Source organism: Arthrobacter sp. Edens01 (assembly GCF_001307035.1).
Taxonomy (GTDB): Bacteria; Actinomycetota; Actinomycetes; order Actinomycetales; family Micrococcaceae; genus Arthrobacter_B.
Genome location: NZ_LKIU01000002.1, coordinates 782,723 through 796,349, shown reverse-complemented (window position 1 = coordinate 796,349; position 13,627 = coordinate 782,723). Strand labels below are relative to the sequence as shown.

Below are 13,627 nucleotides of genomic sequence, written 5' to 3'. Positions count from 1 at the left end.
CAGGTGAGCGGGTGCGGCGCAGGCCGGGGACGGCGGGTTAGAGTTTTGGGTGTGAACGCTACCACCGCGTGGCAGCAGCCAAATGCTGCCCTGTACACCGACCACTACGAACTGACCATGCTGCAGGCCGCCCTGCACGCCGGGACCGCCGAGAGGCGCTCAGTGTTCGAGGCCTTCGCCCGGAAGCTGCCGGATGGACGGCGCTACGGGATAGTCGCCGGCACCGGCAGGCTGCTCGAGGCACTGGGCAGTTTCCGTTTCGAGGAAGCCCAGCTGGATTTCCTCGGGTCCACCGGCGTCGTGGATGACCGGACGCTGGCCTGGCTGGCCGATTTCCGTTTCACCGGCACCATCACCGGGTACGCGGAAGGGGACGTGTACTTCCCCGGATCCCCCATCCTGCAGGTCGAAGCCAGCTTCGGTGAAGCCTGCATCCTTGAGACCCTGATCCTGTCCGTGCTCAACCATGACAGTGCGATTGCCTCCGCCGCTTCCCGGATGACCAGCGCCGCCGGGGGCCGTCCGTGCATTGAAATGGGCTCGCGCCGCACCCATGAAGAAGCCGCCGTCGCCGCCGCACGTGCGGCGTTCATCGCCGGGTTCGACAGCACCTCCAACCTGGAAGCCGGGCTTCGCTACGGCATCAAGACCGTCGGCACCGCAGCGCACTCCTTCACGCTGCTCCATGACTCGGAGATGGATGCGTTCAGGGCCCAGACCGCTTCGCTGGGACTCAATACCTCCCTGCTCGTGGACACGTACGACGTCGAACAGGGCGTCCGCAACGCCGTTGCCGTTGCCGGGCACAAGCTGGGCGGCGTCCGGCTGGACTCCGGTGACCTGGTGGCCCAGGCCCAGTGGGTCCGCGAGCTGCTGGACGATCTCGGGAACACGTCGACCCGGATCATGGTGACCTCAGACCTGGATGAATACGCCATTGCAGCCCTGGCTTCCGCGCCCGTGGACACCTACGGCGTCGGCACGTCCCTGGTGACGGGTTCCGGCGCGCCAACTGCGGGGCTGGTTTACAAGCTGGTCAGCCGGGAAGGCTCGGACGGCAACTTCGTCTCCGTTGCCAAGGCCGCGAAGAACAAGGCTTCCCTGGGCGGACGCAAATACGCCCTCCGCCGCCTGAACGAACGCGGCCGCGCCGTGGCGGAGGTAGTCGGCGTCGGCGCCCGTCCGGCAAACGACGGCGATGACCGCGAGCTGCTGGAGACCTTCGTCTCCGACGGCGTTGTACAGGAAGGCTGGACCGGGCCGGAGGCTGTCACCCGCGCCCGTGTCCGGCACGATGCTTCGCTGGTTGAACTGCCGGCGCCTGCTTACCGCCTGCAGCGCGGCGAGCCTGTGATCCCGACCGAATTCGAGGAGGAAACCCGATGACCCGTGCACTGATTGTGGTTGACGTCCAGAACGACTTTTGTGAGGGCGGTTCCCTGGCCGTGCCGGGAGGCAATGACACCGCTGCGGAAATCAGCGACTACATCGAGACCTCACGGGACCGGTACGCCGTCGTCGCAGCAACCCAGGACTGGCATATTGAACCCGGCAGCCATTTCTCCGACAATCCGAACTTCCGGGATTCCTGGCCGGTGCACTGCGTGGCAGGGACCCACGGAGCCGCACTGAACCCGGACCTGGACACGGAGTTCATCGACGCGTATTTCCGCAAAGGGCAGTACGAGGCCGCCTACTCCGGTTTCGAAGGGCTTCTGGCCCCGGATGTCGAAGTTCCGCTGGGCGACCCCGACGCGGAGCCGGAGCCGGACGAGGACGCCGTCAGCCTGGACGACTGGCTGCGGGACAACGGTGTGGACGAAGTGGTGATCGTAGGCCTGGCCACTGATTACTGCGTGAAGGCAACGGCACTGGACGCCGTGGCCGCCGGCTACGCCACCTACGTCATTCCGGAGCTGTGCCGCGGGCTGGACAAGGTGGACGTCCTGGCGGCCCTTGATGAACTTGAGGACGCAGGGGTCGAGCTGCTCGACCTCTAGCTCCTCCACCACATCGAAAGGGCGGGCTACTTGCGGCCTATGAACCAGTCCTGCAGCTTGGCCAGCCGCTTCTGGAGCTGTTCCTCGTTCGCCTGCGCCACGGCCGGGCCGCCGCAGATCCGGCGCAGCTCCGAATGCACCACACCGTGCGGCATGCCGGACCGGGCCGACCAGGCGGAGACGTTCTTGGCCAGCTGCGCCCGCAGTTCCGTCAGGTGCCGGTGGTCCGCCACGGACGGCAGCTCCTCCGGGACCGCTTCCTCCGTTCTTTTGCGCCCGCGCCGGGTGAGCTGTTCCTGCTGGCGCTGACGCAGCAGCATTGTCACCTGGTCCGGGTCCAGCAGTCCGGGGATGCCCAGGAAGTCCAGCTCGTCCTCGCTGCCCAGCTCGCCCCCGGTACCGAACTCGCCCCCGTCGAAGAGCACCCTGTCGAAGGACGCCTGCGATTCCAGGGCCTCGAACTTCTGCTTCTGCAGCTCGCCGGAGGCTTTTTCCTCCCGGTTGGCTGCTTCCATCAGCGAATCGTCCAGGCCGAATCCCTCTTCTTCGAGGTGGTTCTCGGGCCGGTCCAGGGCGTGGTCACGCTCCAGTTCCATCTCATTCGCGAGGATCATCAGGTGCGGCACGGAGGGCAGGAAGACCGACGCCGTTTCGCCCCGCTTCCTGGCACGCACAAAGCGTCCCACAGCCTGGGCGAAGAACAGCGGCGTCGCGGTGGAGGTGGCATAGACCCCGACGGCGAGGCGCGGCACGTCCACGCCTTCGGACACCATGCGCACGGCGACCATCCACCGCTGGGTGCCCGCCGAGAACTCATCGATCTTGTCCGAGGCTTTCGCATCGTCAGACAAAATCACCGTGGGTGACTCCCCCGTGATCTTCTTCAGCTGCCCTGCGTAGGCACGGGCGTCCTCGTGGTCCGTGGCGATGACCAGTCCGCCGGCGTCGGGAACGGCACGCCGGACTTCGCTGAGCCGCCTGTCGGCAGCTGCCAGGACCGCGGGGATCCACTCCCCGGCAGGGTTCAGCGCGGTGCGCCAGGCGTGGGCGGTGATGTCCTTGGTGACGGCTGCCTCACCGAGGGAGGCCGCCATCTCTTCGCCGGCGCTGGTGCGCCAGCGCATCTGTCCGGAGTAGGCCATGAACATCACCGGACGGACGACGTGGTCCTTCAGTGCCTGGCCGTAGCCGTAGGTGTAGTCAGCCTTGGACCGCCGGATCCCGGCACCGTCCTCGATGTACTCCACGAAGGGAATTGGCGCTGTATCGGATCGGAACGGCGTACCGGTCAGGGCCAGCCGCTTCGTCGCCGGTTCGAAGGCTTCACGGATTCCGTCGCCCCAGGACAGGGCGTCTCCGCCGTGGTGGATCTCATCCAGGATCACCAGGGTACGGGCTGCCTCCGTCTTGGCACGGTGGAGCATGGGTTTGCTTGCCACCTGGGCGTAGGTAACGGCTACACCGATGAAGCCGTGGCCGTGCCGGCCGTCGGCATTCTTGAAGTTCGGGTCCAGTGCCAGCCCGACGCGTGCTGCGGCATCCGCCCACTGGCGCTTGAGGTGGTCCGTGGGAGCAACCACGGTGATCCGGTTGACGATTCCGCGGTCAACCAGCTCGGTTGCCACACGCAGGGCGAACGTCGTCTTGCCTGCGCCCGGAGTAGCGACGGCGAGGAAATCGCTGTCATTCTTGGCGAAGTACTTTTCAAGGGCTTCTGCCTGCCATTGGCGCAGCTTCGGGGCTGTTCCCCAGGCTGCCCGTTCCGGGTAGGCAGGGGGCAGCGCCGGTCCGCCGCCGAACAGGGTATCGGGACTCACGCTTGGGAATGCACCTTTCCGGTACTTGGTCTAACACTTGCACTGCGGATGCCCGCAGCTGTTCCAATCACGGCAAAAGCCGCGAGGGCCAGCCACATCAGGGCATATCCGGATTCCTGGCCCACAGGTTCACGCTGTACCAGTACGGCGAGCAGCACTCCCCCAACGGTGGTGCCGGCCACGGCACCCACCTGGTCGGCGAGCTGGAGCGACGCCGAGTTCTGCCCCCGGTCCGCTGCCGAGGACGCGTCCAGGACCAGCACGGAGGTACTGGACAATGCCGCACCCATGGCCACGCCTGCCAGCGACCAGACAGCCACCAGGAGCCAGAAGGGCGCCTGCGCGCCGGCCATCAGTCCGGTACCGCCAATGGACAGGGTCAGCAGGCCCGAACCGCCTGCCAGGAGCAGGTGGCGCCGGTCACCGGGTACCCGGGCCTGCAGGAAGGATCCAATGGCCCAGCCTACCGCGCCGGCGGTCAGCGCGATTCCGGCCGTGGCCGGGCTCACGCCGTAAACGGCAAGGAGCATAACCGGCATAAAGGCTTCTGCTGCCACGAAAGCAGCGTTGATCAATCCGCGTGTCGCCACCACTGACGGAAGGCCCCTCCGCAGCCACAGTGTCCCCCGCGGAAGCAGCACGGCCAGGGCTGCCACTGCTGCCAGGACACCCGCGGCCGTAAGGACTCCGAGGAAGACGGACCCCGCAGCAGCGGCTTCGTTCCCGGCCCACTGCGCCGCGAAGACGCCTCCGGCCAGGAAAACACCCCAGACCGCGCGCCTGCGGCCCAGCGCCCGGTCAAGATCCGGGCTGTCCGGCGGCCCGAGATGGCGCACCCGAGGCCAGACCAGCGCAGCGGCGATCAGGACAATTGGAATGGCGACGGCGAAAACCCACCGCCAGCTGGCGTACTGTGCCAGCAGTCCCGCTGCGAGCGGGCCCACCATGGAAGGCAGGATCCAGGCAGTGGCCACCCAGCCGAAAATCACCGGCTGCAGCTTCGATGGATAGACCTGCCCGATGATTACGTACAGCGCCACCACCATGGCACCGCTGCCGAGTCCTGACACGGCCCGTCCGGCCGTTACCAGCCAGAACTCACCGGCCGCCGCAGAAAGCACCAGCCCGGCGATCAGCAGGGCCATGCCGGTGATCAGCGACCTGCGCGGACCTTCAACGTCGCACCGGGATCCGGCCAGCACCGACCCGAGCAGGGAAGCGGTCAGGAACATGGAAAAGGCAAGGCCGTAGCCCGCACCGGCACCGAGGTCAGCGCCGATCACGGGCATCGCCGTCGTGACTGCCATGGCTTCGAACGCCACGCAGGTGACGATCGCGATCACACCAAGGGTCAGCGGCCGGAACGCAGCGGACATCGCGCCCTCACGCCGGTCCGCGGGCAGGGGCTCACTCATAAGGGCATCAGGACTTACTGCCGCGCCAGGATGCGACGGCGACGAAGGGCTGGGAGGTGCAGCGGCTTATTTGTCGCCTTTGTCCTTGCCGGGGCGCAGGCCTTCGTAGATTTCCTTGCAGGTGGGGCAGACCGGGAACTTCTTCGGGTCCCTGCCCGGGGTCCAGACCTTGCCGCAGAGGGCAATGACCGGTTCACCGGACAGGGCCGATTCCATGATCTTTTCCTTGCGCACGTAATGCGAGAACCGTTCCGCGTCACCGGGCTCAACCAGTTCGCGCTGTTCTTCACGCTCGATGACTGCGGTGGAGGAACCGCTGTCGGCCCGGCGCATGGGATCGGATTCGAAGGGATCAGGAGGCAGAGTCATGCCCCCATCTTAGTACTGCGGGGTGGAGCTACTTGTTGACCGAAACAGCCAAAAGAACCTCCGGCGCACGCCGGTCCAGCCACTTGCCGCCAATCCGGATACCGGCGATCATGGCCGCCGAGCCGTACAGCACTCCCAGCACCAGAGTGACCCAGCCCCACCAGCCGCCCGCGCCGAACGTATACAGTGCCGCAGGGACCAGCAGGGGCAGCGCGATCACGAACTGCACTGCAAGCCAGAGGAACTGGACCAGCATGGTGCGTCCCGTGGAACCCGGAGGGGTCTTGAAGGCGTTCTCCCCCGGCAGCGGCACGTTGTAGGTGTAGCGGGCAGAGAACACACTCGAGAGCCCCAGCCCGCTCAGCAGCAGTCCCAGCGAGAGCCCGAGAAGAACCGGTATGGCTTCCGGCTGACCAATCAGCACCGGCGGCACCACCGCTGCCGCCAGCGTGGCAGGAAGGGCGAAGACTGCGCAGGCAATTGCACGGCCGGCCCGGTCTGCTGTCCCGGAGACCCCGGTGGAAATGTGGAGGGCAAAGGCGGTGTTGTCGTAGGAGATGTCCGCCGAGATGCCGAACGCGAGCAGGAAGGCCACCAGCGGGCCGAGGCCAAGCACCACCGGAGGGATTCCCTCTCCGCCCTGGATGCCGGTGAAGACCAGCACTACGACAAGCGCCGGAATGATGATCAGGGAAGCGCCGTAGCGGGGATCCCGGATCCAGTACGTGAGTGCACGCGCGGCGACGGCGCCGGTGGGTGTTGCCGGGAATCGGGCAAAGAAGCCCAGCTTACCGGCGCCCCGGCGGGCAGTCGCGTTGTGTGCCGGCGTAACCAGCGCACGGGCCAGCAGGACTTTCCAGGCCCAGGTGATCAGCGCCAGGAAGGCGGCGGCGATCACGAATCTCGCGGCGGCTGCTCCGGGATTTCCCATTGCGATATCCCCCGGGATGGCCCACGCGGCCCCAAAGGGAGTCCAGGCGAGTCCGTCCGCCAGATCAGCCAGGAAGTTCCCTGACGCTGAAAACGCCGTGGCCATCGTCCCGAAAATGGGGCCAATCAGTACCAGCGGCACGATGGCGATCAGGCCCGCGACGTCCTTGAACCGCCGCGAACTGGCAAGCGACGTTGTGGCGGCGACAGTCATCCTGGCCAGGACAACGCAGGACATCACAGCGATGAGTGCCGCCGGGATTCCCGCCAGCACGGCAGCAGGGTGTGCCCACCAGGAAAAGGCCTGTGCCAGGGAAGCGAGCAGCGTGATGAGTCCGGGGATGCCGATCAGTGATCCGAGCGCCAGACCGGTGAGCATCTGGGGCATGGGGATCGCGAAGGTCACGAAGCGTGCGGGGTCGAGGGTCATGTCGACGCCGGTGGCGAGAAGCGGAACGAGCCCCCAGCCGAGCAGCAGTGCCGACCCCGCCAGGATGACGACGGTGCGCGCCAGGGCGGGATCGCTCATTCCAAGGAAAAAGAGCGCACCGATCAGGAGGGTCAGGATTCCGATGCCGTAGAGCGCCCCGAAGACGATGCCGACGATCTGCCAGGGACTGCGTCGCAGTGAGTTGCGCAGCAGGATGAGTTTGAGCTTTAGGAGGTGCGCAACCATGAGAGGCCCTCCGAGGTGCTGCGGCCGCCCACCAGGTTGACGAAGGTCTCTTCCAGGCTCTGTCCGCCACGGACTTCGTCCACGGTCCCGGCCGCGAGGACGTTCCCGGCCGCGACCACGGCAACGTGGTCACACATGCGCTGCACCAGGTCCATAACGTGGCTGGAAACAATGACCGTTCCGCCGGAGGAGACGTAGTCCGCCAGGATGTCCCGGATGTTCGCTGCGGAGACCGGGTCCACGGCCTCGAAGGGCTCGTCCAGGACCAACAGCCGCGGAGCATGGATCAATGCCGATGCCAGTGCGATCTTCTTGGTCATGCCGGCTGAGTAGTCCACCACCAGGGTGCCTGCGTCGGCAGAGAGGTCAAGCGCACGCAGGAGGTCCGCTGTCCGCTCGGCCACGGTGTCCCGGTCCATTCCGCGCAGCAGTCCGGCGTAGGTCACCAGCTGTTCGCCGGTCAGCCGGTCGAAGAGCCGCACCCCGTCGGGAAGCACGCCCATAAGCTTCTTGGCAGCGAGAGGCTGCTCCCAGACATCCACACCGTGGACCCAGACCTGGCCGTAATCCGGGCGCATCAGTCCGGTCGCCATGGACAGGGCAGTCGTCTTTCCCGCACCGTTGGGGCCAACCAGGCCGTAGAAGGACCCGGCAGGCACGTCAAGGTTGATGCCGTTGACGGCGATCTTCGCTCCGAAGCGCTTGGCCAGTCCGCGGATTGCAAGGGCGGGTACGGCTTGTGCGGCTGCCGAGGGCGCCTGCTCCGCGGGTGTCGAAACGGAAGGGTCGGGCTGCTGGTTCCCTCCGGGCATTGCGGAAGGATCAGGTGTTTGGCTCATACCTGAAATCTAGCAACCTGGAGCCTTCCGGCCATCCATCTTGCGGACGAAATCCGCAAAATTAAGGTGTGCGCCGCACCCACCGCGCGGACTAGGGGCCCTGTGGAGGCTCCGGTTACAACACCAGCAGGTCCGTCCCGCCGGAGGGATGGTCTGCCATCGACACGGAATGGACTGAGGGGTCTTCATATGTGTTCCAGTAATAGCTGTTGGTCCGGGAGGAGAACAGGCCGGTGTAAATAGTTTTCTCGAACTCGCCCGATCCCATGGCCGCGCTGCCCTCCACCATCGCGACCTGCTGCAGCGTGTGGAACGCCCGGCTGACATTCTCTTCCTCGGTGTCTTTGCCCGGGTAATGCGCGTGGACGTACGCCGCACGTACGAACCGCGACGGAGAGTAGTAGTCCCCCGGAATTCCCCGCATAAGGGAACCTGACCCGAACGGCACCAGGTCGGCCCGATTGAGCACAACCTTCTCGGGATAGTCAGGCGAAGCGTTGAGGTAGTTGCGCAGGTTCTCGTGGTGCCAGCCAAAACCTGGCTGGTTCGTCAGGACGTCAACGTCGTCCTGGAAGACGTGCATGCCGTCGCTGGTGTATTCCACGACTATCGCGCGCGTCGAATCCCCGATGATCCAGTGCAGCAGGGAGCTCGGGTACTTCTCGTTGATCGGCTTGTCCACAATGACTACCTGGCCGAGGGCAGCCTCGACCTCGTCAACGCTGGCAAACTGCGAAGCAACCCAGAGCGGAAACTCGAAGGCGGCAACGTTCACGGCACCGTCCGCCGGTTCCGCCGCGTAGTCCGCGTATCCCGGGAAGTTGAGGCCTGCGACGGCCAGGCCCGCGTCGTTGCCGCAGTCGAAGTACAGCGGTGTGTCTTCTTCCACGATTCCCATGCCGATCACGGCGTGGCGGATCCGGGGCACTGCACCAAACGGAGACCGCGTCGCGTACCCCGTGGGAGTCAGCACCACGCGTTCCCCGTAGCCTGCCGTCCAGTCCAGGTTCCGCGCCAGATAGAGGTTTCCGCTGCCGTCAGAGAATCTGATGCCTGTGCACATTTGGTACTCCCCTGTCCCGGCGGGCCCGGAATCGGGTTCCGCCTGTCCCTATGTCCTGGGCCGGGCCGGATCCAGGACCGGCGAGGCTGCCTGTCCCCCTGCGCTGCCCGGCTGTTTCAGCTTAGGCCTGCGCAGGAGGTTGCGGCAGAGGGTGGGGACCGGAAAGCCCGGATAGTCCTAGAACAGAGCCCGGGCCAGAGCCGAGCGGGCCTTGGTCACACGGGGATCGGCCGGTCCCGCAATCTCGAAAAGGTCCAGCAGGCGCACGCGGATGCGTTCCCGGTCCTCCCCGAAGGTGCGGCTGATCAGCCGGATCAGCCGGTTGAAAGCGTCCTCAACATGGCCGCCGGACATGTCCAGGTCCGCCACGGCAAGCTGGGCATCCACGTTGTCCGGTTCCTGAGCGGCGGCAGAGCGGAGCGCCTCAGCATCTGCGTCCCTGAGCCGCTGCATCAGTTCAACCTGTGCCAGCCCGGCTTTTGCGTCAGCATCAGCGGGCTGCTCTGCCAGGGCTTTCCGGTAGGCGGCCGCAGCGCCGTCGTAGTCCCCTGCAACGATCGCGTCGTAGGCTTCCTGGTGCAGCGGCGGGAGCGGCGCCTCTTCCTCGGCAGCGGCACCGCCTTCTCCGAGACTCCCGCTGACGCCGTTGGCCTCGGCCACCTGCATGAGTTCGGTAATGAGCGCCCGGATCTGCTCCGCCGGAACTGCACGGTCCAGGAGCGGGACCGGCTGGCCCTTGATGACGGCGGCGACGGTGGGTACCGACGCTGCCTGGAATGCCTGGGCGATCTGCGGGTGGGCATCAACGTCAACGTTGGCCAGGAGCACCTTTCCCCGCCGTCCTGCAGCTTCCTGCTCCAGCACGGCCGTAACCTCGGCGGATTCCGGACTGCGGGCAGAGTACAGGTTCACGATCACCGGAACGGTCGCCGAAAGCTGCACCACCTGCGGGAAGGTCTGCTCTGAAACCTCCACCACATAGGAAGAGCCGCCTGCGCCCTCTCCCCCGGCCGGTGCCGGTGCGGCCGGAGGAGCACTGGCCCGGTTCTTGAGTGCGGAAAGGTCCACTGCTCCCCGAAGGTTCATGGAGGGTGCAGGCGCAGGGCGGTGGTTCGGTGTACTCATGGCCTCAACCCTAATACGGGCACTGTGCTGCCGGGCAAGTGTCCCCGCAGGTTCTGCTGAAACGGCAGCGGCGCCGCAGGCATTGGTTGCCTGCGGCGCCGCCGGTAATGAACGCTTCCTTACTTCAGTTTGGCGGAGAGCAGTTCCTGCGCTGCGCCAATGACCTCAACCTGGTCGGAGCTGCCGGCCGGAGGCACATACAGCATCACTGCCTCGCCGTAGGTGACGTCGATGCCCTTCTCGGTGTTCTTCTCACCGGTCAGGCTCTCGTAAATGGTGCCCTCCAGGTTGATCGAGTCGCCGGCTTCGCGCGGCACGCTGGAGTAGTCGTGGGACATGTAGCCGAAGACGATCGCCCCGCCGTCCGCTGTCCGAAGTGCCCTGGTGTCGGCGGCAACCGGAGTGTGCTTGAACGTGATGGTTGCGAACTCGTTGTCCGGGTTGGCCGTCACCTCGGCCTGGAACTTGGTAACTGCCTCCGCAAAGCTGTTCGGTGCGAAAGTTCCCTTGTTGTCACCGTCCGGGTTGGTCAGTGCGTCTGCCAGCGCCTCGACTGATGCCTGGGGTGCGAGGGCCAGGTCCTCATCGGAGTCCGCAGCTGCGGCTTCCACGCCCGCTCCGTCAGCCGGGGGCTGGGGGAACGTTGTTCCCGGCAGCATCTGGATCGCTGAGACAAGCTTGTAGTTTTCCCGCGCGGATTCCTGCACCAGCATCAGTGCCTGGGGAACGGTGTTGTCCTCCCCCTGGGTAACGGCAATGACCGTCCGCGGGAACTCTGTCCCCGTGGCGACGAGGTCGGTAAGCAGCGGAGCAGCTGCGACAGCAGCGGGAGCCTCCGTGTCAGGGACCTTGGCAGCCGCTGCATAGTTGGCTTTCCGCAGCTCCAGTGCCGTTGAGGCGGTGCGGTCAGCCAGCAGCTTCGCGTCCTTGGCTGCGTCTGCCTTCTGGACCGTCCCGGCAACAGAGCTGAGGATCCTGGCCAGCTGCCCGTCCAGCACCACCGGATAGTTCTCCTCGGGAGCACTGGTTTCGGCTGCGGTTGCGGCACCGGGAACCATGCTCACTGCCAGGCCGCCGGCCAGTACCGCGGCGGTAATCCCGGCTGCGGTGCGGGGTGCGGTGTTCGTGGCAGACGACGACGCAGCACCGGCGCCCCGGCGGGCTACGATTCGCTGGGCAGCGGTGTCGGATTCCCGTACTGCACGGCGGCTGCCGGGTGCAGGCGGGGTCGGCTTGCCGCCGCTGCGGGTCAGGAAGGCAAGCGCCAGACCAAGCACGGCGGCCAGTGCACCGGCGATGATCAGCGGAACCGCCAGCGGCGTTCCTTCGTCGTTGGCCCAGCTGAGCGTGATGTCGGTGGGAGCCGGTGCAGTTCCATCAGAGGCGATCAGTACCGAGAAGTCTCCGGCAGCCGGCGCGGTCCAGGTATAGGAGACCTCGCCGTCCTCGGCTTCCTCGCTGACCCAGAGGTCTGACCCGGCCGGATTCGGGACCGTTGTTTCGCCCTCGGCAGTTTCCGCGCTGAGGGAATCCTCGGTGCCTGCGGAGATCCGCGTGACGGCTGCATCGCCAACCCAGGCATCGACGTCGGCTGACCGGCCGACTGCCAGGAACACGGGGTCCGCGGACCGCACCCTGATCTCTGCGCCGTCCGGCCGCGAGGCCAGCAGGTCAGCCTCCAGCACGGCGACCGGAGCGGTTCCGGCATCCTGGGGCGCCTGGGCCGTTACGGTTTCGGGCGGAGCCCACAGCGTGCGCTGGCCAATCCCGATGAGCATCATCAGGATTCCGAGCACTATCAGCGGAACTGCAATTTTGTTTCGCACAGCTTACCTATCGTTGGTCACGGTCCTCCGCTTGGGCAGCGGGAACGGGACGTGATGCCCCTATGGTCATCCTCATTGGCGGTTGCTTTATAACCCTATGGTAACGAAAGCCCCTCCAAGAGCACATTTGGGCATCCGGGGCTCCCCTGGGGGTTCCCTGCAGCGGGCCTTCGCCCGCAGCCGGTATACGACTGATAATCTGGCGCGGCACGGTACACCCCGAGCAGCAGTACAGGCACCGAGGGAGAGCAAGCCAGATGAGCGAAGACCGGGACCTTCCCGTCGACGAACCACTCCCTGCGCCGGGTGCCCCTCCCACCCGCCGCGAGCGGCTGAGTTCGGCCAGCTCACGTGTCTGGCGCATGGTCTCCCGAATCCCGGGTGCACGTCCCCGCCCACAGTTCGACTTCCCGCCGGAAGAGGAGGAACTGGAGATCCTTCCCGAACCGGAGGTGGACCCGGACGCCAAGCTTTCGGATGAACGACGCCGGTTCGGAGGCGCCCAGCCTCCGATCGTGACCGGCGCCGGCCCGGATAAACACCCCATCCGGTTCGGTTTTATGTTCACGGTTGGCGTGGGCTTTGCCCTGCTGCTGTTCTTCATCATCACCAACGTCGGGGAACTGCTGGTTTGGATTGGTGCTGCACTTTTCATCGCCCTTGGCCTTGACCCGGTGGTGCGCTGGCTCAGCGCCCGGGGAGTCCCTCGGCCCGCGGGCATAGCCATAGTGGTGGTCGTCCTTGCCGGAGCCGTCACCGCATTCTTCGCCACCCTTATCCCCACGATCGTCAGCCAGACCACTGAAATCGTGAACAATGCCCCGAGCTATGTGGACCGGTTCCTCTCCTCCGACTTCTTCGTCACAATTGAGGCACAGTTCAAGATCCGCGAACGCGTGGATGAAGAGGTGCAGAAGTTCTTCTCCAACGCTGACGCGGTGGGCGGCATCTTTGGCGGGGTCCTTAGCGTTGGCACAGTCATCGCCAACGGCCTGTTCGGCGCGCTGATCATCCTGGTGCTGACGCTCTACTTCCTGGCCTCGCTGCCGTCGATGAAGAAATGGGCCTACCGGCTGGCACCGCGCAGCCGCCGCAGGCGGGTGGAAGCCCTCTCGGAGGAAATCACCGGAAGCGTGGGGAACTACGTCATCGGCCAGGGCTTCGTGGCACTGCTTGACGCCCTCTACGCGTTCATCATCATGACCATCACCGGAGTTCCGTTCTCCGTGCTGCTGGCATTCGTCGTCGCGCTCCTGGCCTTCATCCCGCTGGTCGGCCCGCCGATCGCACTGGTGCTGGTCTCGCTCGTCGCCCTCACGGCCAGCTGGCAGACGGCGGTGGTTTTCGCCATTCTCTACATGGCCTACCTGCAGTTTGAGGCCTACTTCGTTTCTCCGCGCGTTATGCAGCGGGCGGTGGCGGTTCCCGGCGCAGTGGCGGTCATCGCCGTCATTGCCGGCGGAACCCTCCTGGGCGTGCTCGGCGCCCTGATCGCTATTCCCACCGCCGCAGCGGTGCTGCTGCTGATGAAGGAAGTAGTCATTGCCCGGCAGGACCGGATCTAGCC

General features: G+C 65.8%; 11 protein-coding genes. 3 read left to right on the top strand and 8 right to left on the bottom strand.

Going from position 1 to position 13,627, the window contains the following annotated elements:
• Window positions 1–51 precede the first annotated feature (51 nt).
• A complete protein-coding gene (locus tag AO716_RS04115) occupies window positions 52–1,386 on the top strand; it encodes a nicotinate phosphoribosyltransferase (RefSeq protein WP_082413321.1) in 1,335 nt (444 codons plus the stop codon).
• Entirely contained in the window at window positions 1,383–2,000 is a 618-nt protein-coding gene (locus AO716_RS04110; protein WP_055239647.1) for a nicotinamidase, read from the top strand. The genes AO716_RS04115 and AO716_RS04110 overlap by 4 nt, the downstream gene beginning before the upstream one ends.
• A 26-nt stretch (window positions 2,001–2,026) precedes the next feature.
• On the opposite strand, the gene AO716_RS04105 is transcribed toward AO716_RS04110, so the two are convergent.
• The 8 genes from AO716_RS04105 to AO716_RS04070 form a co-directional block, all read right to left on the bottom strand.
• Window positions 2,027–3,817 carry a DEAD/DEAH box helicase gene (locus AO716_RS04105; protein WP_055239646.1) on the bottom strand — a complete coding sequence of 597 codons (1,791 nt, stop codon included), beginning with the start codon at window positions 3,815–3,817 and terminating at the stop codon, window positions 2,027–2,029.
• Window positions 3,814–5,232, bottom strand: a complete 1,419-nt coding sequence (locus AO716_RS04100) for an MFS transporter (protein WP_082413289.1) — start codon at window positions 5,230–5,232, stop codon at window positions 3,814–3,816. Before AO716_RS04100 ends, AO716_RS04105 begins: the two co-directional genes overlap by 4 nt.
• Before the next feature lie 66 nt (window positions 5,233–5,298).
• Window positions 5,299–5,601, bottom strand: coding sequence for a DUF3039 domain-containing protein (locus tag AO716_RS04095; protein ID WP_055239644.1), 303 nt, complete (start codon window positions 5,599–5,601; stop codon window positions 5,299–5,301).
• A 28-nt stretch (window positions 5,602–5,629) separates the two neighbouring features.
• Window positions 5,630–7,207, bottom strand: coding sequence for a hypothetical protein (locus tag AO716_RS04090; RefSeq protein ID WP_055239643.1), 1,578 nt, complete (start codon window positions 7,205–7,207; stop codon window positions 5,630–5,632).
• Window positions 7,189–8,046, bottom strand: a complete 858-nt coding sequence (locus AO716_RS04085; protein ID WP_082413288.1) for an ABC transporter ATP-binding protein — start codon at window positions 8,044–8,046, stop codon at window positions 7,189–7,191. The genes AO716_RS04090 and AO716_RS04085 overlap by 19 nt, the downstream gene beginning before the upstream one ends.
• 115 nt (window positions 8,047–8,161) lie before the next feature.
• A complete protein-coding gene (gene bsh / locus AO716_RS04080) occupies window positions 8,162–9,109 on the bottom strand; it encodes a choloylglycine hydrolase (protein WP_055239642.1) in 948 nt (315 codons plus the stop codon).
• Between the two features lie 177 nt (window positions 9,110–9,286).
• Window positions 9,287–10,234 carry a tetratricopeptide repeat protein gene (locus AO716_RS04075; RefSeq protein ID WP_055239641.1) on the bottom strand — a complete coding sequence of 316 codons (948 nt, stop codon included), beginning with the start codon at window positions 10,232–10,234 and terminating at the stop codon, window positions 9,287–9,289.
• Window positions 10,235–10,353: 119 nt separating this feature from the next.
• Window positions 10,354–12,060 carry a hypothetical protein gene (locus tag AO716_RS04070; RefSeq protein ID WP_055239640.1) on the bottom strand — a complete coding sequence of 569 codons (1,707 nt, stop codon included), beginning with the start codon at window positions 12,058–12,060 and terminating at the stop codon, window positions 10,354–10,356.
• A 257-nt stretch (window positions 12,061–12,317) separates the two neighbouring features.
• Between AO716_RS04070 and AO716_RS04065 the strand changes: the two genes are divergently transcribed.
• Window positions 12,318–13,625 carry an AI-2E family transporter gene (locus AO716_RS04065; protein WP_055239639.1) on the top strand — a complete coding sequence of 436 codons (1,308 nt, stop codon included), beginning with the start codon at window positions 12,318–12,320 and terminating at the stop codon, window positions 13,623–13,625.
• Window positions 13,626–13,627: the final 2 nt, after the last annotated feature.